Genomic DNA, 22,667 nt, shown 5'->3' with positions numbered 1-22,667 from the left:
AAGTTGGTTACAGATGCAACGCTGGGTTCGGCCGCATGCTTTTAAGGGCGGGCGGCCATCTGTAGGAGCCAACTGGTTGGCGAAGGCGCTTTGAAACCTACTGTCGCATCCCACGCCCACTGACCAACAACCGCACGCAGCCGAGGTACAGTGCGATGGTCGCGATGACCATAAAGCTCATGGCCACGCTGATGCGAATATCAGACACACCGAGAATGCCGTAGCGGAAGGCGTTGACCATGTGCAGCACAGGGTTGGCCAGTGATACCGTCTGCCAGAACGGCGGCAGCAAGTTGATCGAGTAAAACACCCCGCCCAAATACGTCAACGGCGTCAGAACGAAGGTCGGGATAATCGAGATATCGTCGAAGTTGCGCGCGAACACCGCGTTGATGAAGCCCAGCAGCGAGAAGATCGTCGCGGTCAGCACTACCACAATGATCGTAATGCCCAGGTGATGGACCTGCAGGTCAGTAAAGAACATCGACAAGATCGTCACGATGACGCCCACCATCAGACCGCGCAAGACGCCGCCCAAGGTAAAACCAATCAAGATGGTGTGGGGCGAAACCGGCGAAACCATCAATTCTTCAATAGAACGCTGGAACTTGCTGCCGAAGAAACTCGACACCACGTTGCCGTAGGAGTTAGTGATCACCGACATCATGATCAGCCCCGGCACGATGTACTGCATGTAGGTAAAGCCACCCATCCCGCCAATCTGCTTACCGATCAGGTTGCCGAAGATCACGAAGTACAACACCATGGTGATCGCTGGCGGGAGCAGGGTCTGCGGCCAGATTCGGGTGAAGCGGCGCACTTCACGGTACACGATGGTGTTGAGTGCGATCAGGTTAGGCCGCAGCTCGGAGACACGTTCAATACGGGGCTCAGCACTCATACGGCCACCTTCGCCAGATTTTTTTCTACTAGGGACACGAACAGCTCCTCAAGGCGATTGGTCTTGTTGCGCAAGCTCACCACTTCGATGTTCTTCAGCGCCAGTTGGCCAAACAACCCAGTGATACCGATGGTTTTATCCACCTGCACTTCCAGTGTGTGGCTGTCGACCAGCGTCGCCGGGTAACCGATCAACAGCGGCGCTACCTGATACGCGTCCTTCAGATCCAGCAGAAAGGTCTCGACGTGCAGCGTGTTCAGCAACTGCTTCATGCCCATGTTTTGAACGATGGTGCCGTGATCGATGATGCCGATGTTGCGGCACAGGTGCTCAGCCTCTTCCAGATAATGCGTGGTGAGGATGATGGTGATGCCTTTCTCGTTCAGCTCAGTGAGGAAGGTCCACATCGAGCGCCGCAGCTCAATATCCACACCTGCCGTCGGTTCATCGAGAATTAACAGACGCGGCTCGTGAATCAACGCCCGAGCAATCATCAACCGACGCTTCATACCGCCAGACAAGGCACGCGACGGTACATCGCGTTTGTCCCACAGCCCCAACTGAGTCAGGTACTGCTCGGCGCGTTCTTTGGCGATTTTCGGCGGGATCCCGTAATAACCGGCTTGGGTCACCACGATGTCGAACGTTTTCTCGAACTGATTGAAGTTGAACTCTTGCGGCACCACGCCAATGCAGCGTTTCAACGCGGCGGGGTCGCGATCGAGGTCATGACCGAAGATATTCACGGTTCCGCTGGTCTTGTTCACCAAGGTCGAAATGATACCGATGGTCGTGGATTTGCCGGCGCCGTTCGGGCCGAGCAAGGCATAAAAGTCACCTTCAGCGACATCCAGTTCGATACCGTTCAGGGCCTGGAAACCGTTGCCGTAGGTTTTGGTTAGCTGCCGTATGGACAGAGCGGAACTCATAACTGGAATACACACCGAAAAAGAAAGGAGAGGGAATAAATAAGGGCGAACACAACTGTTTACAACTGTGACGTACCGGCAATGTTGCTTGGCAACGCCACGCAAGTACAGCGCCGCGTGTTGATAGTGACTATTAATTCAACGTGGTCATGACAGCCTTGCGGTACGCCGGACGTTGTTTCAAGCGCTCGTACCAGGCTTGGAGATGCGGCAGCGGTGGGCGTTCAATCGGCATCTCGAACCAGGCATATATAAAGCTGCCCAAAGGAATGTCGCCCATGCCGAATGCTTCACCCGAAAGGTAGGGTTGTTCGGCCAATACCTCATCAGCCACCGCCAGCACCTCGGCACACACTTTGATGGCGGCGTTGATTTTCGTCCAATCCTGTTGCTCGGCTGGGGTTCGCACCACGCCCCAAAATACCGGTTTAAACAGTTCCGCCACCGAAGAGGTTGTCCAATCCATCCACTTGTCAGCGCTGGCGCGCGCAGCCGGATTTTCTGGATACAGCGCTGTGCCGGGCGCATAACGCGCTGCCAGGTAACGCACGATGGCATTGGATTCCCAGAGCAACAGGCCGTCATCTTCAATCAGTGGAATCCGCCCGTTGGGGTTCATCGCCCGGTATTCAGGGTCATCAACGATACCGAAGGCGCCGCCCGCATCAATGGCTTCATATGGCACTGCCACTTCCTGCGCACACCACAGCGCCTTGCGGACATTGGAAGAGTTCTTTCGGCCCCAAATCTTCAGCATTGCCTTTTTCCTGTGTTGATCGCGGGATTAAACGAGGTGAATACGTCGCGCGCCAGTCTACCCTCAGCCGCTATTGAATCCAGCCACAAAAAGTACCGTGCCGAACTCCACACGCGCCCAGCGGTCACTATCGATACCCGGGATTTGACGCTGAAATCCCCGACCCATTGACCGACGCTTCCCCTCTACCGATCCACTCGTTGTTTGACGCCCTCTTCACCTGAGGCCGTCTAAGCTCTTGGTTGTCATCACGGAGAATTATTTATGTTGTTGCTGTGGATTGTGGTTTTGGTGGTCGGCATCGCCTACCTCGCTCACCGACGCATCGCGCCGCTGCCCGCCTTGGGTATCGTGGCGCTGTACTTGCTGGCCATGGGCATTTCAAGCCATGCCCATGGTTGGCTCATGGCAATCCTTTGGGTGCTGTGGCTGGCGGTCTTGCTGCCCCTGGTGCTGCCGGATCTACGCCGCAAATACTTCACCGCGCCGTTGTTTTCCTGGTTCAAGAAAGTCCTGCCACCGATGTCGAAAACCGAGCGCGATGCCATCGATGCCGGGACCGTCTGGTGGGACGGCGAATTGTTCAGTGGCCGGCCTGACTGGGAAAAGCTACTGGCTTACCCCAAGGTGCAATTCACCGAAGAGGAACAGGCCTTCATTGATGGTCCCACCGAAGAACTGTGCGCGATGGTCAGCGACTGGCAGATTGGCCAAGCGATGGACCTGCCACCCCACGCCTGGGAACACATCAAACAGCACGGCTTTTTTGCCCTGATCATCCCCAAGGAATACGGCGGCAAAGGTTTCTCGGCCTACGCGCACTCCCAAGTGGCGATGAAGCTGGCGACCCGCAGCGGCGATCTGGCCTCCACGGTCATGGTGCCCAACTCCCTGGGCCCCGCCGAACTGTTGCTGCATTACGGCACCGACGAACAGCGCAATCACTACCTGCCGCGCTTGGCCCGAGGCGATGATATCCCGTGTTTCGCCTTGACCGGCCCGCTGGCTGGCTCCGATGCGGGCGCGATGCCGGACACCGGGATTATCTGCAAAGGCCAATGGAAGGGTGAAGAGGTCATCGGCCTGCGCCTGAATTGGGAAAAACGCTACATCACCCTTGGCCCGGTCGCGACACTGCTGGGACTGGCATTCAAGGCGTTCGACCCGGAGCACTTGCTGGGTGAAGAAGAGGACTTGGGCATCAGCCTGGCGCTCATCCCCACCGACACCCCCGGCGTTGAAATCGGTCGCCGTCACCTGCCGCTGGGCGCGGCGTTCATGAATGGCCCGAACGCCGGCAAGGACGTTTTTATTCCGCTGGAGTTTCTCATCGGCGGCCAAGAGATGCTTGGCAAAGGCTGGATGATGTTGATGAACTGCCTGTCTGTCGGGCGTTCGATCTCGTTGCCTGCGGTGGGCACCGGCGCGGCCAAGTTCACCAGCTTGGTGACCGGGCAATACGCGCAGGTTCGTGAACAATTCAACGTGCCGTTGTCCGCGTTCGAAGGCATTCAAGAAGCCATGGCGCGGATCGGCGGCAATGCCTGGCTGATGGACAGCGCGCGAATGCTGACGGCCAATGCCGTCGATCTGGGGGAAAAACCCTCGGTCTTGTCGGCCATCTTGAAATACCACCTGACCGAGCGCGGCCGCGAATGCATCAGCCACGCCATGGACGTGCATGGCGGCAAGGGCATCATCATGGGCCCGAACAACTATTTGGGCCGTAACTGGCAAGGGGCGCCGATCTTTATCACCGTCGAAGGCGCGAACATTCTCTCGCGCAATCTGATGATCTTCGGTCAAGGCGCGATTCGCTGCCACCCGTTCGTCCTCAAGGAAATGGCCTTGGCCGGTCGTGAAGACCAAGACCGTGCGCTGGAGGAATTCGACGGCCTGTTGCTGAAACACATCGGTTTCGCCGTGAGCAACGCCGCCAGCACTTTGGTGCTCAACCTCGGTTTCGGTCACCTCGAAACCGCGCCGGGCAATAGCCTGAGCCAAGGTTATTTCCGGGCGCTGAACCGACAGGCTGCTGCCTTTGCCATGCTCGCCGACTTGAGCATGATGCTGCTCGGTGGCGAACTGAAACGTAAAGAGCGGCTGTCCGCCCGTCTCGGCGACGTCCTCAGCCATATGTACCTCGCTTCTGCTGCGCTCAAGCGCTATCACGACCTGGATTCACCCGAGTACCTGAGCCCGCTGTTTCGCTGGGCCATGGAAGAAAGCCTGGGTAAAGCCGAGCAGGCATTGGATCAACTGCTGAACAATTTCCCGAGCCTGATTTTGGGCCGTGTACTGCGCGTGCTGGTGTTCCCGTTTGGTCGTCGTCACACCGGGCCGTCGGACCGGCTGGATGCTGAAGTCGCTGAAGTCATGGGCCGGGCCAAGGGTGATCCGACGTTGGAGGCCATGCTCGCCGGCTGCTACCGTCCGCAATCGGCCGATGATCCGGTCGGCGCTTTACAGCACGCGTGTGATCTGCTCAGCGCCAGCCATCCACTGCAACAAAAGCTGCACCACGCGCTGAAAAATGGTCAGGTAATACCGATGGCCGGTGAACATCTGATCGACGCAGCGTTGCATGCCGGCGTGTTGCAACCGGTGGAAGCCGAAACACTGCGGGCCGCTGAAGCCGCACGGCGCAAGGTGATTGACGTCGATGACTTTGACAAAGAGGCGCTAACGCTGGCCGAGGGCAAGACGCGCTAACGCTGGGCGGATGATTGGAAGTAGCGGTTTGTTTTTACAGACGGCGGGCGCACAGGGTTTATACTCTCGCGCCCGTTTTTGCTTTTGAGGACTTCACCATGGCCGACGCCACGCTCGCCCACCAACTGAACCTGCTGACACACCTGCGCAGCATCCTGGTCGCCCTTGGCGAGGCCGAGCAAGTTCCCGAAGAAAGCCATGAGTTGTTTATGGAGCGCTTCGACGAACTGGTTGAGCTGCTGCCCCGCGACCCAGTCGAGAGTCAATACTTGGGTCAGGAAATGCTCTGCCAAGTGATCCAGCGTTACCCGCAAATTGCTCATTTGGTCCCGCGTGACCTGCTGTGGTTTTTCGCTGGCGACTGCCTGCACTTCATGCCTGACGACGAAATCGAGCTGTACCAGGCACTGGAAGAACGCCGCTACGAAGCCGAAGAAAACGAAGAACCCTTCGACTGGAACCAGGAGAAAGCGTTGCTTGCGCTGTCGATTCAAGACAGCAAGCACTGATCAACGCTCACTGCAGGCACTGATTTATTGGCTGAGATCCCCTCGGACCGTGCCAGGCACGCAGCGGCGCAAACACGTTCGATTCACGCAGCGTTACGGGTTTGCTTAAACGACTGCGCCACCAGAGTACCGAACGAAGCCACCGCGCCCTGCAAGTTACCGAGAAAGCGTGGATAGATCAGCCACACGTCCATAACCGACTTGAAATCCTTGAGCGGCATGACCGCCAATCAGGTTGCCGCCCCAACCGATCAAGACTTGGGCGCGCAAATCAGGAAATTGCGCCCGCAGATGCTTAAGCGCATCGATCAACACCCATCACCGATAGTCTGCGGCACCCCCAGACGCAACAGACCGCTGGGCGGTGTATCGCTGGCAACCAACTCTCTAAGCGCGTCCATTTCCCGCAGGATCCCCAAGCATTTCTGGGATCAGGCTGTTTCGCCACGCACGTCGAGCGTTTGCGCTGCGCCAAAAAGATATTAAATGCACTTTAGTTATAACTTAATCATTAAAAAACAGCATATTAACTTTCAGTACTGTGTTTATATTTCTCCAACCACCGCCGTATCAGCACTGGCTTCGGAATCAACATGACGCAGACTCGGCACCCGGAACGACTCAGAGCTTTCATTGGCGCGCTGGCGGAGCTGATTGACAGCAACCCGAGCGAAGGCGATTTGCTGCATCGCGGCGGCAAACTGCTGTCGCAACTGGTCAGCGTCGACGACTGGCTGCCGGACGACTACGCCACTCCTGACCCGCAGCACTATCAACAATTCTTGCTGCACGCCGATTCGCGTCAGCGCTTCTGCGTTGTCAGTTTCGTCTGGGGCCCTGGCCAGCGCACGCCGATTCATGACCACCGTGTCTGGGGGCTGATTGGCATGTTGCGCGGCGCCGAGTTTGCCCAAGGTTATGCCCGCACCGAAAGCGGCCGACTGGAACAAGAAGGCCCGGCCATTCGCCTTGAGCCCGGTCACGTTGAAGCCTTGTCACCGCGCAGTAACGATATTCACCAAGTCAGCAACGCCTTCAATGATCGAGTGTCGATCAGCATTCACGTGTACGGCGCCAACATCGGCGCGGTAAAGCGGGCGGTGTATCAGCCCGACGGGTCAGAAAAACTGTTCATCTCCGGTTATTCCAACACGCTTCTCCCGAATATCTGGGACCTGTCTAAAGAAGGCCAACACCCATGAGTAACCTCGCCACCCGATCCTTTGCCGACATCCGTCGCGCACTGCTGGCCCATGAAGAACTGGCGCTGGTGGATGTTCGTGAAGAAAAGCCTTTCGCTGAGGCCCATCCGTTGTTCGCCGCCAACATTCCGCTGTCGAAACTTGAACTCGAAGTGTTCTCGCGCATCCCCCGTCGCGACACCGCCATTACGGTGTATGACGACGGCGAAGGCTTGGCGGCGATAGCGTTGCAACGATTGAGTGAACTCGGCTACAGCGATGTGCGACTGCTGCAAGGCGGTTTACAAGGCTGGCGCGAGGCCGGCGGCGAACTGTTTATCGACGTCAACGTGCCGAGCAAAGCCTTCGGCGAACTGGTGGAAAGCCAGCGCCATACGCCGTCATTAGCGGCCGAAGAAGTGCTCGCGCTGATCGAGGCAAGGGCCGATGTGGTAGTACTCGATGCCCGTCGCTATGACGAATACCAGACCATGAGCATTCCCGGCAGCATCAGCGTGCCGGGCGCCGAACTAGTGCTGCGCGCCCGGGAACTGGCGCCGGACCCCAGCACCCGGATCATCGTCAATTGCGCCGGTCGGACGCGCAGCATCATCGGCACTCAATCGTTGGTGAATGCGGGGCTGCCGAATCAAATCTCGGCGCTGCGCAATGGCACCATTGGCTGGCTGCTGGCCGACCAAAAACTGGAACACGGGCAAGCTCGACGCTTCGCCGCCGTGTGCGAAGACACCCGTAAACTGGCCACCGCTGATGCGCTGAAGGTCGCGCACAAGGCCGGGGTCAAGCGCGGGTCCCGCGCCGATTTACATCAGTGGCAAACCGAGACAGGCCGCAGCACCTACCTGTTTGACGTGCGCACCCCGGAAGAATTTGCCCAAGGCCATCTGCCCGGTTCGCGCTCGACACCTGGCGGGCAACTGGTGCAGGAAACCGATCACTACGCCAGCGTGCGCGGCGCTCGACTGGTATTGATCGACGACGATGGCGTGCGGGCCAACATGTCCGGCTCTTGGCTGGCACAACTGGGCTGGGACGTGTTCGTCGTTGGCGACTTGCAGCCTAAGGATTTCAGCGAAAAAGGCGAGTGGGACGCGCCCATTCCCGAACCGCGCCAAGCCGAAGAGATTAGCGCCCAAACCCTCGCCCAGTGGCGTGATCAAGGTGATGTTGCGGTGCTGGATTTCACCACCAGCGCTAACTACGTTAAACAGCACATACCCGGTGCGTGGTGGGTATTGCGTGCGCAACTGAAACAAGCGCTAGGGAATATTCCCGTCGCGCAACGCTACGTGCTGACCTGCGGCAGCAGTCGCCTGGCGCGGCTCGCCGTGGCGGAGGTCGAGGCGTTAACCGGCCAGCCAGTTTTCCTGCTCAAGGGCGGGACAAGCACATGGTTCGCCGCAGGCTTTGCCGTGGAAACAGGCGAAAGCCAGTTGGCTTCGCCGCGCATTGACCGCTATCGCCGACCTTACGAAGGCACCGACGCGCCACGTAAAGCCATGCAGGCCTATCTGGATTGGGAATTTGGTCTGGTCAGTCAGCTTGCCCGCGACGGCACCCACGGATTCTTCGTGATCTAGAAGAGTCCGAGGCGCTACGCAGTCAAAAGCGCTCCTAGCGCGAAAGGCCATGCTGCACTTGATTACGGCGCAGGGTTGGGTTGCCGGGTGTGGATGGCTTCGATACCCGCCAGCACGTCCTGCGACAGTTTCACGTCGGCGCTGGCCAGGTTGCTGGTCAATTGCTCCAGCGTGGTGGCGCCAATGATGTTACTGGTCACGAACGGTCGGCTGGTGACGTAGGCCAATGCCATTTGCGCCGGGTCCAGGCCGTGTTCGTGGGCCAACGCCACGTAGGCTGCGCTGGCGATTTCAACCTGTGGATTGTTGTAGCGCTGGAAGCGTTCAAACAGCGTCAGCCGACCCGACGCAGGGCGAGCGCCGTTGAGGTACTTGCCTGCCAGCACGCCAAACGCCAAAGGCGAATAGGCCAACAAACCGATCTGCTCGCGAATCGCGATTTCCGCCAAGCCGATTTCAAAGGTGCGGTTAAGCAAGTTGTAAGGGTTCTGGATCGATACCGCCCGTGGCAGGTGAAGGCTTTGCGCCACGTGCAGGAAACGCTGGGTGCCCCACGGCGTTTCGTTGGACAAACCAAAATGGCGAATCTTGCCCGCCCTCACTAAATCGTCCAATACCGACAAGGTTTCTTCGATCTCAACCGGCTGATCATGCGCATCATGGGTGTAGCCCAGCACGCCAAAAAAATTGGTTTTGCGGTCCGGCCAATGCAACTGGTACAGGTCCAGATAATCAGTGTTCAACCGCGCAAGGCTAGCCTCCACCGCCGCAGTGATGTTGACCCGATCAAGCCGTGGGTTGCCGTCCCGAATGTGGTCCATGCGACCTGGTCCGGCGACTTTACTGGCCAGAATCCAGTCATTACGGTCGCCGTACTTCTTGAAGTACTGGCCAATAATGCGCTCGGTCTCGGCGTAGGTTTCGCCGCCCGGCGGTACCGGGTACATCTCCGCAGTGTCAAGAAAGTTGACCCCTGCATCCTTGGACTGACGAATCTGTGCGAAGGCTTCTTCTGCGGTGTTTTGCTCGCCCCAGGTCATGGTGCCCAACGCGATGGCGCTGACCTTAAGGTCGGTCTTGCCCAGTGAACGAAACTCCATCGATAACTCCGTCTGGCTCAACTATAAAAAAGTGCCCTGAGTCGGGCGCTCGAATTGCGATGACTATCAAGCACCTGCCAAGGCCGACGACGCCAGTCTTTTTTCCGACTCGAAGGCTTTTCGCTCGACCCAAGCTTCCAGAACTCAAAAAACGCACACGCAAAAACGCCGCTCATTGAGCGGCGTTTTTGTACAAATGGAGCGGGAAACGAGACTCGAACTCGCGACCCCGACCTTGGCAAGGTCGTGCTCTACCAACTGAGCTATTCCCGCAAATGGCGTCCCCTAGGGGACTCGAACCCCTGTTACCGCCGTGAAAGGGCGGTGTCCTAGGCCACTAGACGAAGGGGACGCTGCCCGGAACATACGCTGTATGTCCCAGTGTCCAAAACATGATCCGAAGACCCTGCCTTGGTTTCACCAGCCCTGTCCTAAAACAAGACTGCTTAAAAATGGAGCGGGAAACGAGACTCGAACTCGCGACCCCGACCTTGGCAAGGTCGTGCTCTACCAACTGAGCTATTCCCGCAAATGGCGTCCCCTAGGGGACTCGAACCCCTGTTACCGCCGTGAAAGGGCGGTGTCCTAGGCCACTAGACGAAGGGGACACGCGTACAACATTCACTACTTATTTGCGCTTCGCTGTGTGCTTTACGCTGTAAGTGGCGCGCATTCTATGGATGCAAGGGCATGTCGTCAACCCCCATCTATAAATATATCTAAATCAATGACTTCCCTGAGCTTTGCGCATGCTGAGCAGTCACCCGGTGCCTGAATATCAGCGCCGTTAGTTTGACGAACACCCGTTGCACCTATCGGCCCACTGGGTTAAACACTACACTCAGCCACACAATTACCTAAATGAGGTTTCAACGGTGACACCACTCATAATCACCCTCTTGGTTATTGCCGGCATCGCTATCCTGATTGCCATTGGTTTCCTCAATCATGTAGCCGAAAACAAGAAACTGGAACGCGCTCGCCTCAGGGTTGAGCTGACTGACCGCTTGCGCCGTTGCGGTGAGATCACTGAAACGTTTCCGGGCCAATTGATGACACCGAGCCTCAAGCTCCTGCTGACGCGTCTGGAGCTCAACGTCAACGCGCGCCTGCAAGCACTTAATAGAAGCGGCAGCGCGTTTCGGGAGCGCATCGCCGAGCTGACAGCGCTGATCGACCTGGGCGATCAGATCCCGATCAACAACCCTCCCAGCCCGATTCAGACCGAAGCCAAGGCCAAAGACGTGCGTTTCTTATTGGAAGCGTTACACGGTCAAATCACTCGCGCCGCCCATGACGGCTTTTTACCGACGACTGAAGCCAAGCAGTGGGTAAAACAAATTCGCCACCTTATGGTGATACTGCACATCGAGTTTTTTAATAACCTTGGGCAACACGCCCTCGCTCTGGAGCAACCAGGACAAGCCCGTTTGGCATTCGAGCGCGGGGTGCAGTACTTGCGCAAACAGCCGGAGCCGGCGCTTTATCATGAGCAACTCACTTACCTGGAAAAGCTCTTGGCACGTTGTAATTCAATGGTGTTAGCAGAAACAGCGGCGGTCGAAGGCGAAGAAAACGTATTGACCGACGGACTGAAGATTGACGATGCAGATTGGAAGAAAAAGGTCGCTTACGACTGATGTTTCAATTCGTGCGGCAGACACAACTGGGCGTGTCTGCCTGCACCGGGCTTAATCGCAGGTCGTGAGCCTTAGGAATATCGCCACCAATTGCTCAACCCCGGCCTGGTCATCTTCGCAGAAGCGTCCGACACTTGGGCTGTCCAGATCCAGTACGCCCATCAATTTTCCGTCTTTGATCAGTGGCACCACCAGCTCGCTGGCGGAGGCGCTGTCGCAGGCAATATGCCCGTCGAACTCATGGACGTCCCTGACCCGCTGAGTCGTCCGACTGGCCGCCGCCGTGCCGCACACCCCACGACCAAACGGAATTCGCACACAGGCGATCTGGCCTTGAAACGGCCCCAGCACCAATTCCTCGCCCCGCGCCAAGTAAAAACCTGCCCAGTTCAAGTCCTCGAGCTGGCTGAACAAGAACGCCGAAAACTGCGCAGCGTTGGCAATAAAATCACGCTCGTGCGCCAACAAAGATTCCAGCTGTGCGGTTAGCAACCTATAGCCATTGAGGCCAGCGCCGCTACTGTGAAGATCAATCATGCTTGCTGCTCCAACAATTTAAGACCCACCCAATAACGCGCGAACTGATAAGCGCAGCGGCCATTGCGATTGCCACGGCCAGTGGCCCAGCGCACAGCCGTGAGGTCCAACTCTTCATCACGCTGCCACGCCAGCCCGGATTTCGCAGCCAATTCACCGATCCAGTGCTCGACCACGCTGAGGAAGTGCTCTTGGGTAAACGGATAGAACGACAGCCATAAGCCAAACCGGTCGGACAGGGCAATTTTGTCTTCTACCCCTTCGCTTGGGTGGATTTCGCCATCGACCTGCTTCCAGTTTTCATTATCACTGGATTTTTCGGGCACCAAATGGCGACGATTGGACGTGGCATACAACAATACGTTGTCGGGCGCTTGCTCCAGCGAGCCGTCCAAGACACTTTTAAGTACCCGGTAATCACTCTCCCCCGCTTCGAACGACAGGTCATCGCAAAACAGCACGAACCGCTCCGACAACCCTTGCAATTGCTCTACGACACGCGGCAAATCACCCAAATGATCGCGCTCGATCTCAATCAAGCGCAGGCCGTCTTTGTGGTTCTCGGCCAGCAATGCCCGAACCAGCGACGACTTACCAGTGCCCCGCGACCCCCACAGTAATGCGTGGTTGGCGGGCAAGCCGTCGATGAACTGGCGAGTATTACGCGCCAGTTGATCGCGCTGCCGATCGACACCAATCAAATCAGAAAGACGCATGTCCAGACTGACTTCCAGCGGCATCAAATAACCCGAACGACCTTCCTGCACCCAGCGCGCGGCGAGGCTGTGAGTCCAGTCCACGGGGTTGCGCAAGGCCGGCAGCAGTGGCTCCAATCGAGCCAAAACGGCGTCGGCCCGCTCAAGAAATGTTATTAACCGAGAGTCCACAATGTCTCCTTAATTAAACTGATTAACCGCTTGGCCCGATCAGCTATGCTTCTTCGCGATGGCAAACGAGGAATGGCTCTGCCCATGGATATATCGTTCACCCACCGCCTGTCGTTCAAGCAAGCGCGTCTGGCAGTATTGGTCGGCTTCATTTTAGGAACCTTGCTTAGCTTGGTTCAAATCGCTCTCGATTATGCCAGCGAAGACGCATCGATCGATCGCGAAATTCATTCTTTGCTGGAAATCAGTCACAACCCCGCGTCGCGAATCGCCTACAACATCGATGCTGAACTGGCGCAGGAATTAATCCTTGGGTTGTTGCACTCCCCCGCGGTGGTTGGCGTTCGGCTCAGCGACAACAGCAACGCCACCCTCGCCAGTGTCGAGCGTCCACGCGCCCAAAGCCGTTACCGGATCGTCAGCGACTTCCTTTTTGGTGCAAGCCGTGAATTCGATGACCCTCTGCGATTGGATCACATGCCCACTGAACCCATGGGGACGTTGCACCTGACGGTGGACACTTTTGCCTTTGGCCGTCATTTCCTGCAACGCGCCGAAATCACCCTAATCAATGGGTTTGTTCGCAGCCTGATATTAAGCATTATTCTGCTGCTGCTGTTTTACATCACCCTGACCAAACCGCTGGTGGGCGTGATAAGCGCACTCAGTGGAACTGACCCGCGCCGACGGCTGCAATCGCCATTGCCCTGCCCCCCCGGTCATGAGACGGACGAAATCGGCGTGCTGGTGAAGGTTGCCAATCAGCAGTTCAAAACCATTGCCAGCGAATTCGCGCAACGGCGCATCGCTGAAAACAACCTCAACGACCATTTGAATGAATTGGAAAACATTGTCTCGGCGCGCACTGCCGAACTCAAAGCCATTAACGCTCGCCTCAGCCAATCCAACGATGAGCTGCTCGTGGCACGCAGTACGGCCATAGACATGGCCCATGCACGCGCGGCTTTTCTGGCAAACATGAGCCACGAGATACGCACGCCGCTCAATGGGTTGCTGGGCATGCTCTCGCTGTCACTGGACAGCCCGCTCAATGCCGAGCAGCGCCAACAACTGTCCATTGCCCATGACTCGGGCAAAGTGCTGGTGGAGCTACTCAACGATATTCTGGATCTGTCAAAATTCGATGCCGGCCAACTGGAACTGGAAAATATTCCGTTCGACTTGGGTGCGCTGGTCGAAGACACGGCCAATCTGCTGTCGCAAAACGCGGCGCCCAGTGTCGAATTGGCGTGCCTGATCGACCCGCTTTTTCCGGCTTCGATCATGGGTGATCCGACCCGTGTCCGGCAGATCGTCAGTAACCTGCTGTCCAATGCGTTGAAATTCACGCGCTTTGGCCGCGTCGACGTCCGCCTGAGCGCCCACGATGGTGGTATTAAAATCGATGTCAGCGACACCGGCATCGGCATTGCGGCCAACGACCAAGCGAAAATTTTTCAACCGTTCACTCAAGCAGCGGTCGGCATCACTCGTCAATACGGCGGCACCGGCCTCGGCCTGGCTGTGACGCACAATTTGTGTGGTGCTATGAAAGGCCGATTGAGCGTGGAGTCAAAGGTTGGCTTCGGCAGCCGGTTTAGTGTCGAGTTGCCGCTGCCCACCCATGCGCCCGCGTCAGCGCCTGGAAAACTCCAAGGCCGAGTTGTTGCTGTAACCTCGGCCGACAGTGGTCTGGCCGAACTGTTAGCCGGCCTGCTACCTGGCTGGGGGATTGATTATCAGCGCCGCAGCATCGGTGACAGTTTGTTTGGATTTGATCCAGACCTGCTGATTACCGATTGTCCAGAATGTTTGTTTGGACTGCGCCCGGCCATCACCGCACCTATCTTGTTGGTGACGGCGTACGGCAATTTCATGCCCAGCGAAGAGGTCAGCGCCCTTTCACCCCTCCAGCAACAAGCTCGACCGCTGGCCCGAACGGCGTTGTATCAAACATTACGCCGCACGCTGTTGCCTGAAGAGTACATCTCGCGAGAACGGCTGTTGCAAGATCGAGCAGCCACTCACCGCGCGCGAATTTTGCTGGTGGAGGACAACCCGGTGAATCAACTCGTGGCCAAAGGCATGCTGAGTAAACTGGGCTGCGAGGTGGTGGTCAGTGGGCAGGGGGTCGAAGCGCTGGAGCGACTGGAAGAACAGGACTTCGACCTGGTGTTGATGGATTGCAACATGCCGGTGATGGATGGCTATGAAGCCAGCCGGCAGATTCGCCAAAGCGGACGCTGGCCGCAATTACCAATCATAGCCCTCACCGCCAACGCCATGCCCGAAGAACGCGAACGCTGCCGCGCTGCCGGGATGAGCGACTACTTGGCCAAACCCTTTCGTCGCGAAGAACTGATCAGCTTGTTGGATCAGTGGTTGAAGCCACGCTGAGCGTCAACAACCTGTAATTGGATGGACTCGCCCAAGCCGAGGCGTCAATGCGCCACGGTGGCAGTCTAAGAAGCCAACGACAGCGAGGGCGAGTCCATGAAAAAGAATACGACGATTAATCAGTCTTTGTCTTCTGCCGCTCTATCGGCCTGCACGACAGTGGCGGTCGATCTTGCCAAGCGGGTATTCCAGGTCGCCGGGGAAGATGCCCTGGGCCATGTACTTTACGAAGAGCGGATCAAGTCGCGCGAAGCGTTTTTTACATTTCTGCGTCACCTGCCGCCAGAGGTCATAGTGCTGGTGGAAACTGGCCCAGGCGCTCAGTCGTGGGCGCGGCAGCTCCAGGATCAGGGCAATCTGGCGCGGATTCTTCCAGCGGGGTTGGTGGCTAATCATCGCAGCGGTGCCAAGAACGATCGCAACGATGCGCTGGCGATATTGCGTGCCGGCCGCGATAGCCGCATTGCGGCTGTGCCCATCAAAAGCACCGCAGCGCTGGCCATGCAGGCCTTGCATCGGGCTCGTCAGGGTTATGTACGCCGCCGTACAACGATCAGTAATCAGATGCGAGGCTTACTGTTAGAGCACGGCGTTGCGCTGGCGCAGGGCGATGTTGCTATCAGCCAAACCATACCCCGAGTGCTGGAAGACGCTACTCAGCCGTTGCCCGATATGTTGCGCGAACTGATAGACGAATTACTGGGTGAATGGCACCACACGGGCGAGCGAATCAACATCTTGACTGGCCGTCTGGAGACTGCTGCGAACGATGACAAAACCGCCAAACGGCTAATGACCGTGCGTGGTATCGGTCCGATTATCGCCACGGCACTGCTGGCCAAGCAGACTGAACCTGAACGCTTCTCCAATGCGCGCATGTTTGCCGCCTACTTCGGCATGGTGCCTGAGCAGCACAGCAGCGGGGAGCAGGTGCGCCTGGGCAAAATGAGCAAGCGAGGCGATGGCTACATACGCAGCTTGATGGTTCAGGGTGCCCATTCGGTGTTGAGGCAACTGCGGCCTGATTCACAGCAGCCCGACGATCTGCGGCTGCTGCGCTGGTTAGGGCGCCTGGGTCGAAAAGAGGCGGCGGTCCGGTTAGCGAACCGTAACCTGCGCATCGTCTGGGCGCTGCTACAGAATGAACAGACTTATCGCCGCCAACCGGCCAATGGCCAAGCTGCGATGGGCCACTGATCCACAGAGTTCTGCCACCGTGGCGCGAAAGCGCTTAAACCCTTGCTAGAAAACATTGACCCCAGGTCAGACCGTCGCGGATTGATGCCTTGGCTCCTACTGGCCCTTGAGGCCTGAATGTAATTGGCATACCGCGAGCTGAACCAATGTTGGCCAGAAGCCGAAGACGGCTTCCTCGAATAGGCCTTATACATAGATGCAACCGGGTAGCGGTGTTTAAAAGCGGGTTGACAGTGGAGGCGAGTCCATACATAGGAGCCAACGTGTTGGCGAAGGTCCTTCGGACCTATCGCAGCCTTCGACAGCTCCTACAGAAATCTGCGCAGCGCCAGAATCTGTGGGACCGAATTTATTCGGGAAGGCTTCAGTCCTGACACCCTGCAACCTCAAACCACACAAAAAGTGCCACACAGTTTGCTGTGCGACAGCGCGGCGTCGAAGACGTGGCGGACCCTCCTACAGGATTTGGATGACGCGGTATGGCTATCTCAATAACGCTTCGATCTCTGCGCTCATGTCTTGCGGTTTGGTCAGCGGGGCGAAACGTTTAACCAGTTTGCCGTCTTTACCAATCAGGAATTTGGTGAAATTCCACTTGATCCGCTCCGAGCCCAAAACCCCTGGCGCCTGCTTTTTCAACTGCACGAACAGCGGGTGAGCCTCGCTGCCATTGACGTCAATCTTTTTGAACAGCGGAAAACTGACCCCGTAATTCAGCTCGCAAAACTCAGAGATAGTGCCTTCGTTGCCCGGTTCCTGATGGCCAAACTGATTACACGGGAAACCCAACACCACCAGACCTTGATCCTTGTAGGTCTGCCACAACTGCTCAAGGCCTTTGTACTGTGGGGTGAAGCCGCACTTGCTCGCGGTGTTGACCACCAATACCGCCTTGCCAGCGAAATCCGCTAAGGTTTTCTGCTCACCTTTGATAGTGGTGCACGGGATGGTCAGCAGATTTTCGCTCATGGCAACACCTACAAAAAGAGTGGAATGTGTAGGAAACATAGTGCGCAATTGACTTGCGCACAATTTAATTCATCCCATCGATATCAAGGCATAAGAGGTCAGACCACCCCCCGGTTACTCGCGCGGGACCAACTCCAGGCACACCGAGTTAATGCAATAACGCAAACCGGTGGGCGCAGGGCCATCGGGAAACACGTGGCCCAAGTGAGCATCACATTTTGCACACACCACTTCAGTTCGAATCATGCCGTGTGTCATGTCACGAATTTCCATCACGGCACTGCCTTCGAGCGGTGCATAAAAACTCGGCCAGCCGCAGCCGGAATCGAATTTCGTTTCGGAGTCGAACAGCGGCTCGTTGCAGCACACACAGTGATAGACGCCTGCGGTTTTGGTGCCGTTGTACTTGCCGGAAAACGGGCGCTCGGTCGCTTTGAGACGACAAACGTTGTACTGCTCCGGGTCAAGCATCGCTTGCCATTCTTCGCGGGTTTTTTCCAACTTTTCCACGGGTACACCTCCACAACTGAAAAAGCCCGATCTGTATCTTTTCCAAGGATCGGGCGGCACGTATGATTGCGCCTCGTTAGACGCCAGTCTGTCACCCACGTTTCATGCATACAAACCCATTTTTCATGGCGTTCTGCTCGGCGATCCACGTGGTGTTCATACACGGGGCCGTCCACTCTCGGGATCAATCACATGCAGGTCAGCAAATCGAACAAGCTCGCCAACGTCTGTTATGACATACGCGGGCCAGTGCTCAAGCACGCCAAACGCCTGGAGGAGGAAGGTCATCGCATCCTCAAGCTGAATATCGGCAACCCGGCGCCGTTTGGTTTCGAGGCGCCGGACGAAATCTTGCAGGACGTGATCCGCAATCTGCCGATGGCTCAGGGCTACAGCGATTCGAAAGGCCTGTTCAGCGCGCGCAAGGCCGTGATGCAGTACTACCAACAGAAGCAGGTAGAGGGCGTCGGCATTGAAGACATCTATTTGGGCAACGGCGTTTCCGAACTGATCGTGATGTCGATGCAGGCCCTGCTCAACAACGGCGACGAGGTGCTGATCCCGGCCCCCGATTACCCGTTGTGGACTGCGGCGGTGAGTCTGGCAGGCGGCAATCCGGTGCATTATCTGTGCGACGAACAAGCGCACTGGTGGCCGGACTTGCAGGATATCAAGGCCAAGATCACGCCCAACACCAAGGCGATGGTCATCATCAACCCCAACAACCCGACAGGTGCGGTCTATCCGAAGGAAGTGCTGCTGGGCATGCTGGAATTGGCCCGCCAGCACAATCTGGTGGTGTTCTCCGACGAAATCTACGACAAGATTCTCTACGATGACGCGGTTCATATCGCCACTGCGTCATTGGCTCCAGACCTGCTCTGCCTGACCTTCAATGGCCTGTCGAAATCGTACCGGGTTGCAGGTTTCCGGTCCGGCTGGGTGGTTATTTCCGGGCCAAAACACAATGCCAAAAGCTACATCGAGGGCATCGACATACTGGCTAACATGCGTCTGTGTGCCAATGTGCCGAGCCAACACGCGATTCAGACGGCATTGGGCGGCTATCAAAGCATCAACGATTTGGTGCTGCCGGCTGGCCGCTTGCTGGAACAACGTAATCGCACGTGGGAATTGCTCAACGACATCCCCGGTGTCAGCTGCGTGAAACCGATGGGCGCGCTGTATGCATTCCCACGTATCGATCCGAAAATTTGCCCGATCCATAACGATGAAAAATTCGTACTGGACCTGCTTTTGTCGGAAAAACTGTTGGTGGTTCAGGGTACGGCCTTTAACTGGCCGTGGCCGGATCACTTCCGCGTGGTAACCCTGCCGCGCGTCGATGACCTGGACATGGCAATCGGTCGAATCGGAAATTTCCTAAAGACTTATCGCCAATAAGCCCGTCCGCACCTGCACCGGATGCGGCCTGAACGGGCCGCACCGCTTGCCTCTCGCCTCCGATTCGCCTGCAAACGACACAGTTTGAAATAGTCCCTCTGTTGAATAGCTGCGTCCATCGCCTTATATACCCCGCATCACGTTACATATTTTCATGAGGAGACCGTTTCGACCATGATGCGCATTTTGCTGTTTTTGGCCACGAACCTGGCAGTGGTACTCATAGCCAGCATTACCCTGAGCCTTTTTGGCTTTAACGGGATAATGGCGGCCAATCGGGTTGATCTAAACCTTAATCAGCTGCTGATTTTCTGTGCTGTTTTCGGCTTTGCCGGTTCACTGTTTTCGCTGTTCATCTCCAAGTGGATGGCGAAGATGAGCACCAGCACCCAAGTGATTACTCAGCCGCGCACTCGGCACGAGCAGTGGCTGCTGCAGACGGTTGAACAACTGTCCCGCGAGGCCGGAATCAAAATGCCCGAAGTCGGCATCTTCCCGGCGTACGAGGCCAACGCCTTTGCCACGGGCTGGAACAAGAACGATGCACTGGTCGCCGTCAGCCAAGGTTTGCTGGAGCGCTTTTCACCGGATGAAGTGAAAGCAGTGTTGGCCCACGAAATCGGCCACGTTGCCAATGGCGACATGGTGACACTGGCCTTGGTCCAGGGCGTGGTGAACACCTTCGTGATGTTCTTCGCGCGGATCATTGGTAACTTTGTCGACAAGGTGATTTTCAAGAACGAAGAAGGCCAAGGCATGGCCTATTACATCGCGACTATTTTTGCCGAGTTGGTATTGGGGTTCCTGGCCAGTTCCATCGTCATGTGGTTTTCGCGCAAACGCGAATACCGCGCTGATGAGGCTGGCGCACGGCTGGCAGGCAAGAACGCGATGATTGGTGCCCTGCAGCGTCTGCGTTCAGAACAAGGCGTGCCGGTGCAAATGCCGGACAGCCTGACCGCCTTCGGCATCAACGGCGGACTCAAGCATGGCTTGGCGGGGTTGTTCATGAGCCACCCGGCGCTGGAAGATCGCATCGAGGCGCTTCGTCGTCTCGCCTGATAAGCTTTACTCAGTGTGACGGAGGGGCGACGCAAGTCGCCCTTTTGTTTTATCTGGATAAAGGATTACCCCATGCGCCACCTCGCCCTCGCGTTCCTCGCCCTCTTCGCCTTGAGCGGCTGCCAAAGTGCGTATTTCGCTGCCATGGACGAAGCTGGCATATCGAAACGCCAAATGCTCGCCGGACGGATCGAAGACGCACGTGACGCACAGAAGGACACCAGCAAACACTTATCCAGCGCACTGGAAAACTATCGGCGCGTGGTGCACTTCGACGGCGGCGATCTAGAGAAGCGCTACGACGCGCTGAATGATGATTATCAAGCCAGCGTAAAAAGCGCCAACGCCATTCATCAACGAATCGCCTCCGTTGAAAACGTCGCCGATGCATTGTTTGACGAATGGAACGACGAACTTGGTCAATACACCCGCCAAGACTTGCGTGCGGCCAGCGCGAAGGAATTGGATCGCACCCACGCTGAATACCGCACGCTGCTAGCCACGATGAAAACCGCTGAGAGCCGCATTCCGCCCGTTCTCAGCGTGTTGCACGATCAAGTGCTGTTTCTCAAACACAACCTCAACGCCCAAGCGATTGGGGCGCTCAAAGACGAAAGCGGCCACGTGCAAAACAGTGTCTACGACTTGCTCAAGGACATGCAGCGCTCCATAGACGGCTCCGATGCGTTCGTCCGTCGCCTACAAAACAGCGCCACGCCGTAAACGATAAGCGCGCTCTTCCAGCCGTGTGGCGCCCCCGTTGAGAAATCTAGTGCTCATGCTGAGCACATCGCAGGTTTCCAAGACTTGAATCTGCCAATCGGCTGCCAACCGTTGCTGCACCTCGGCATCGGGCACTGCAAACGGCGGGCCCTCTATTTGTGACTGCTCGTAATCCAAGGTAATTAATAGCCCTTGGCAGGTTGGCGGAAGTATCTGCGCCAGATGTCGTGTATAGGACTCGCGCATCTGGGGCGGTAATGCGATCAGTGCAGCGCGGTCATAAAGGCCTGCACACTCTGCAACGTCAGCGGCCGTCAGGGCAAAAAAATCGCCACACCACAGCTCGATGGATTCAACGCTATACACCTTGAACGGGCCGCGCTGGCGGATGGTCGCTGCCAGTTGCTGCTCGCTAAAGAAATCTTCCACGGCCTTTTCCGTCAGCTCGATACCCATAACCTTGAACCCTTGCCCTGCCAACCACGCCAGATCTAGGCTTTTACCGCACAACGGCACCAGCACCTGAGCGCCCGGCGCAAGCTCAAGCCCAGGCCAGAAGCGTTGCAGGTAAGGATTAACCTGCGGCAAGTGAAAACCGATCTGGTTGAGCGCCCAACGTTTTTGCCAAAATTCTGGCTGCATAATGACTCCCAATAATTCGATCAAATCAGGCTAAAACTTATATTAGATTTAGATCAATCTTTTGCCTGAAGATGGCACCATCTTAACGCTCAGGACTCCGACTATGTTCCCTAGCTTGTTTATCTCCCATGGCTCGCCGATGCTCGCGCTGGAACCCGGCGCGAGCGGCCCGGCGTTGGCACGTATCGCTGCCGAGATGCCAAAGCCCAGGGCCATCGTGATTGTTTCAGCGCACTGGGAAAGCCAAGACCTGTTAGTCAATGGCAATCCGCAACCGGAGACCTGGCACGACTTCGGTGGCTTCCCGCCGGAGCTGTTCGCCGTGCAATACCCAGCGCCCGGCTTACCCGAACTGACGAAGCACGTGGTTGAACTGCTCAGCGCCGATGGACTGCCGGCCCGTGTCGACTCCCAGCGTCCGTTTGACCACGGCGTTTGGGTGCCGCTGTCGTTGATGTACCCGCAGGCTGATATTCCCGTGGTGCAGGTCTCGTTGCCCAGTCGTCTTGGCCCCGCGCTGCAAACCCGAGTAGGCCGTGCGCTGGCGAGCCTGCGTGAACAAGGCGTGCTGGTGATGGGGTCTGGCAGCATTACCCACAACCTGAGGGAGCTGGATTGGCATGCTGGGCCCGAGAGCATCGAGCCATGGGCGCTGGCGTTTCGTGACTGGATCGTTGACAAGCTGACGAGCAATGACGAAGCAGCGTTGCACGATTACCGGCGTTTGGCACCGAATGCTGTGCGTAACCATCCCAGTGATGAACATCTGCTGCCGCTTTATTTCGCACGCGGCGCAGGCGGCGAATTCAGCATTGCGCATCAGGGATTTACGATGGGCGCGCTGGGGATGGACATCTATCGGTTTGGATGAGCGTTTGCCAAATAGGCGTCAGCGGCGTGATTACGGGCCTATTCGCAGGCAAGCCTGCTCCCACAGTATTTACAAAACAAAAAAATCCCCGAACCAGTCGGGGATTTTTTATTCAGACTCGATCAGCTCAAGAGCAGA

The 22,667-nt window shown here is 57.0% G+C and carries 20 protein-coding genes, 4 tRNA genes and 1 pseudogene; 11 read left to right on the top strand and 14 right to left on the bottom strand.

Features of this window, described 5'->3' with window-relative positions; translation table 11 throughout:
- Positions 1-97: 97 nt before the first annotated feature.
- The 3 genes from RHM65_RS13360 to RHM65_RS13350 form a co-directional block, all read right to left on the bottom strand.
- Positions 98-901 carry an ABC transporter permease gene (locus RHM65_RS13360; protein ID WP_322183546.1) on the bottom strand — a complete coding sequence of 268 codons (804 nt, stop codon included), beginning with the start codon at positions 899-901 and terminating at the stop codon, positions 98-100.
- Positions 898-1,830 (bottom strand): ABC transporter ATP-binding protein, encoded by a 933-nt coding sequence (locus tag RHM65_RS13355; RefSeq protein WP_322183544.1) that lies wholly within the window; start codon positions 1,828-1,830, stop codon positions 898-900. Before RHM65_RS13355 ends, RHM65_RS13360 begins: the two co-directional genes overlap by 4 nt.
- A 133-nt stretch (positions 1,831-1,963) precedes the next feature.
- Positions 1,964-2,587, bottom strand: coding sequence for a glutathione S-transferase (locus RHM65_RS13350; protein ID WP_322165504.1), 624 nt, complete (start codon positions 2,585-2,587; stop codon positions 1,964-1,966).
- Positions 2,588-2,851: 264 nt separating this feature from the next.
- Here RHM65_RS13350 and RHM65_RS13345 point away from each other — a divergent pair, with 264 nt between their 5' ends.
- Positions 2,852-5,299: an acyl-CoA dehydrogenase gene (locus RHM65_RS13345; RefSeq protein WP_322183542.1), complete on the top strand. Its 2,448-nt coding sequence runs from the start codon at positions 2,852-2,854 to the stop codon at positions 5,297-5,299.
- 98 nt (positions 5,300-5,397) lie between these two features.
- Complete coding sequence (locus tag RHM65_RS13340; protein WP_322165506.1) at positions 5,398-5,808, top strand: PA2817 family protein; 411 nt, start codon at positions 5,398-5,400, stop codon at positions 5,806-5,808.
- Positions 5,809-5,891: 83 nt separating this feature from the next.
- Here RHM65_RS13340 and RHM65_RS13335 read toward each other — a convergent pair.
- Positions 5,892-6,236: pseudogene (locus RHM65_RS13335) on the bottom strand (hypothetical protein); the annotation flags it as partial.
- A 165-nt stretch (positions 6,237-6,401) separates the two neighbouring features.
- Here RHM65_RS13335 and RHM65_RS13330 point away from each other — a divergent pair.
- Together RHM65_RS13330 and RHM65_RS13325 are read left to right on the top strand one after the other, a co-directional pair.
- Positions 6,402-7,010, top strand: coding sequence for a cysteine dioxygenase (locus tag RHM65_RS13330; RefSeq protein WP_322165507.1), 609 nt, complete (start codon positions 6,402-6,404; stop codon positions 7,008-7,010).
- The gene (locus RHM65_RS13325) at positions 7,007-8,590 is read left to right on the top strand and encodes a rhodanese-related sulfurtransferase (RefSeq protein ID WP_322165508.1); all 1,584 of its coding nucleotides are present in this window, start codon (positions 7,007-7,009) and stop codon (positions 8,588-8,590) included. The genes RHM65_RS13330 and RHM65_RS13325 overlap by 4 nt, the downstream gene beginning before the upstream one ends.
- Before the next feature lie 62 nt (positions 8,591-8,652).
- Here the strand turns inward: RHM65_RS13325 and RHM65_RS13320 are convergent, their stop codons facing one another.
- The 5 genes from RHM65_RS13320 to RHM65_RS13300 all read right to left on the bottom strand — a co-directional run bounded on the left by RHM65_RS13320 (position 8,653) and on the right by RHM65_RS13300 (position 10,298).
- Positions 8,653-9,690, bottom strand: coding sequence for an NADP(H)-dependent aldo-keto reductase (locus RHM65_RS13320; protein WP_322183540.1), 1,038 nt, complete (start codon positions 9,688-9,690; stop codon positions 8,653-8,655).
- Between the two features lie 197 nt (positions 9,691-9,887).
- Positions 9,888-9,963, bottom strand: a tRNA-Gly gene (locus tag RHM65_RS13315).
- Between the two features lie 3 nt (positions 9,964-9,966).
- Positions 9,967-10,042, bottom strand: a tRNA-Glu gene (locus RHM65_RS13310).
- Positions 10,043-10,143: 101 nt separating this feature from the next.
- Positions 10,144-10,219: transfer RNA gene (locus tag RHM65_RS13305), tRNA-Gly, on the bottom strand.
- A 3-nt stretch (positions 10,220-10,222) separates the two neighbouring features.
- A tRNA-Glu gene (locus RHM65_RS13300) sits at positions 10,223-10,298 on the bottom strand.
- A 267-nt stretch (positions 10,299-10,565) separates the two neighbouring features.
- On the opposite strand from RHM65_RS13300, the gene RHM65_RS13295 reads away from it, so the two are divergent.
- Positions 10,566-11,330 carry a hypothetical protein gene (locus tag RHM65_RS13295; protein ID WP_322165510.1) on the top strand — a complete coding sequence of 255 codons (765 nt, stop codon included), beginning with the start codon at positions 10,566-10,568 and terminating at the stop codon, positions 11,328-11,330.
- A gap of 51 nt (positions 11,331-11,381) precedes the next feature.
- On the opposite strand, the gene RHM65_RS13290 is transcribed toward RHM65_RS13295, so the two are convergent.
- Positions 11,382-11,867, bottom strand: coding sequence for a GAF domain-containing protein (locus RHM65_RS13290; protein WP_322165511.1), 486 nt, complete (start codon positions 11,865-11,867; stop codon positions 11,382-11,384).
- A complete protein-coding gene (locus tag RHM65_RS13285; RefSeq protein ID WP_322183538.1) occupies positions 11,864-12,754 on the bottom strand; it encodes an ATP-binding protein in 891 nt (296 codons plus the stop codon). Before RHM65_RS13285 ends, RHM65_RS13290 begins: the two co-directional genes overlap by 4 nt.
- An 84-nt stretch (positions 12,755-12,838) precedes the next feature.
- Here RHM65_RS13285 and RHM65_RS13280 point away from each other — a divergent pair, with 84 nt between their 5' ends.
- Together RHM65_RS13280 and RHM65_RS13275 are read left to right on the top strand one after the other, a co-directional pair.
- Positions 12,839-15,151 (top strand): hybrid sensor histidine kinase/response regulator, encoded by a 2,313-nt coding sequence (locus RHM65_RS13280; protein ID WP_322183536.1) that lies wholly within the window; start codon positions 12,839-12,841, stop codon positions 15,149-15,151.
- 96 nt (positions 15,152-15,247) lie between these two features.
- The gene (locus RHM65_RS13275) at positions 15,248-16,348 is read left to right on the top strand and encodes an IS110 family transposase (protein ID WP_322167083.1); all 1,101 of its coding nucleotides are present in this window, start codon (positions 15,248-15,250) and stop codon (positions 16,346-16,348) included.
- A 483-nt stretch (positions 16,349-16,831) separates the two neighbouring features.
- Here the strand turns inward: RHM65_RS13275 and RHM65_RS13270 are convergent, their stop codons facing one another.
- Together RHM65_RS13270 and msrB are read right to left on the bottom strand one after the other, a co-directional pair.
- Complete coding sequence (locus tag RHM65_RS13270; RefSeq protein ID WP_322165514.1) at positions 16,832-17,317, bottom strand: glutathione peroxidase; 486 nt, start codon at positions 17,315-17,317, stop codon at positions 16,832-16,834.
- A gap of 114 nt (positions 17,318-17,431) precedes the next feature.
- Entirely contained in the window at positions 17,432-17,827 is a 396-nt protein-coding gene (msrB, locus tag RHM65_RS13265; RefSeq protein ID WP_322183534.1) for a peptide-methionine (R)-S-oxide reductase MsrB, read from the bottom strand.
- A 192-nt stretch (positions 17,828-18,019) separates the two neighbouring features.
- On the opposite strand from msrB, the gene RHM65_RS13260 reads away from it, so the two are divergent.
- From RHM65_RS13260 to RHM65_RS13250, 3 genes are all read left to right on the top strand, one after another.
- Positions 18,020-19,231, top strand: a complete 1,212-nt coding sequence (locus RHM65_RS13260; protein WP_322165516.1) for a pyridoxal phosphate-dependent aminotransferase — start codon at positions 18,020-18,022, stop codon at positions 19,229-19,231.
- A gap of 174 nt (positions 19,232-19,405) precedes the next feature.
- Positions 19,406-20,293, top strand: coding sequence for a protease HtpX (htpX, locus tag RHM65_RS13255; protein WP_322165517.1), 888 nt, complete (start codon positions 19,406-19,408; stop codon positions 20,291-20,293).
- 72 nt (positions 20,294-20,365) lie between these two features.
- On the top strand, positions 20,366-21,016 hold the full coding sequence (locus RHM65_RS13250) for a DUF2959 family protein (RefSeq protein ID WP_322165518.1): 651 nt from the start codon (positions 20,366-20,368) through the stop codon (positions 21,014-21,016).
- Here the strand turns inward: RHM65_RS13250 and RHM65_RS13245 are convergent.
- Entirely contained in the window at positions 20,993-21,658 is a 666-nt protein-coding gene (locus tag RHM65_RS13245) for a thiopurine S-methyltransferase (protein WP_322183532.1), read from the bottom strand. The genes RHM65_RS13250 and RHM65_RS13245 overlap by 24 nt on opposite strands.
- Before the next feature lie 103 nt (positions 21,659-21,761).
- Between RHM65_RS13245 and RHM65_RS13240 the strand changes: the two genes are divergently transcribed.
- Positions 21,762-22,529: a class III extradiol ring-cleavage dioxygenase gene (locus RHM65_RS13240; protein ID WP_322183530.1), complete on the top strand. Its 768-nt coding sequence runs from the start codon at positions 21,762-21,764 to the stop codon at positions 22,527-22,529.
- Positions 22,530-22,667 lie beyond the last annotated feature (138 nt).

This window comes from Pseudomonas sp. CCI4.2 (assembly GCF_034350045.1).
Classification (GTDB): Bacteria; Pseudomonadota; Gammaproteobacteria; order Pseudomonadales; family Pseudomonadaceae; genus Aquipseudomonas.
The sequence above is the reverse complement of the archived record's forward strand: the minus strand, read 5'-3'. Positions and strand labels throughout refer to the sequence as shown.

Excerpts from the sequence above, each read along its gene's own strand:
- RHM65_RS13360 (WP_322183546.1), bottom strand. The coding sequence starts at position 901 with ATGAGTGCTGAGCCCCGTATTGAACGTGTCTCCGAGCTGCGGCCTAAC.
- RHM65_RS13355 (WP_322183544.1), bottom strand. The coding sequence starts at position 1,830 with ATGAGTTCCGCTCTGTCCATACGGCAGCTAACCAAAACCTACGGCAAC.
- RHM65_RS13350 (WP_322165504.1), bottom strand. The coding sequence starts at position 2,587 with ATGCTGAAGATTTGGGGCCGAAAGAACTCTTCCAATGTCCGCAAGGCG.
- RHM65_RS13345 (WP_322183542.1), top strand. The coding sequence starts at position 2,852 with ATGTTGTTGCTGTGGATTGTGGTTTTGGTGGTCGGCATCGCCTACCTC.
- RHM65_RS13340 (WP_322165506.1), top strand. The coding sequence starts at position 5,398 with ATGGCCGACGCCACGCTCGCCCACCAACTGAACCTGCTGACACACCTG.
- RHM65_RS13330 (WP_322165507.1), top strand. The coding sequence starts at position 6,402 with ATGACGCAGACTCGGCACCCGGAACGACTCAGAGCTTTCATTGGCGCG.
- RHM65_RS13325 (WP_322165508.1), top strand. The coding sequence starts at position 7,007 with ATGAGTAACCTCGCCACCCGATCCTTTGCCGACATCCGTCGCGCACTG.
- RHM65_RS13320 (WP_322183540.1), bottom strand. The coding sequence starts at position 9,690 with ATGGAGTTTCGTTCACTGGGCAAGACCGACCTTAAGGTCAGCGCCATC.
- RHM65_RS13290 (WP_322165511.1), bottom strand. The coding sequence starts at position 11,867 with ATGATTGATCTTCACAGTAGCGGCGCTGGCCTCAATGGCTATAGGTTG.
- RHM65_RS13280 (WP_322183536.1), top strand. The coding sequence starts at position 12,839 with ATGGATATATCGTTCACCCACCGCCTGTCGTTCAAGCAAGCGCGTCTG.
- RHM65_RS13275 (WP_322167083.1), top strand. The coding sequence starts at position 15,248 with ATGAAAAAGAATACGACGATTAATCAGTCTTTGTCTTCTGCCGCTCTA.
- RHM65_RS13270 (WP_322165514.1), bottom strand. The coding sequence starts at position 17,317 with ATGAGCGAAAATCTGCTGACCATCCCGTGCACCACTATCAAAGGTGAG.
- RHM65_RS13260 (WP_322165516.1), top strand. The coding sequence starts at position 18,020 with ATGCAGGTCAGCAAATCGAACAAGCTCGCCAACGTCTGTTATGACATA.
- htpX (WP_322165517.1), top strand. The coding sequence starts at position 19,406 with ATGATGCGCATTTTGCTGTTTTTGGCCACGAACCTGGCAGTGGTACTC.
- RHM65_RS13250 (WP_322165518.1), top strand. The coding sequence starts at position 20,366 with ATGCGCCACCTCGCCCTCGCGTTCCTCGCCCTCTTCGCCTTGAGCGGC.
- RHM65_RS13245 (WP_322183532.1), bottom strand. The coding sequence starts at position 21,658 with ATGCAGCCAGAATTTTGGCAAAAACGTTGGGCGCTCAACCAGATCGGT.
- RHM65_RS13240 (WP_322183530.1), top strand. The coding sequence starts at position 21,762 with ATGTTCCCTAGCTTGTTTATCTCCCATGGCTCGCCGATGCTCGCGCTG.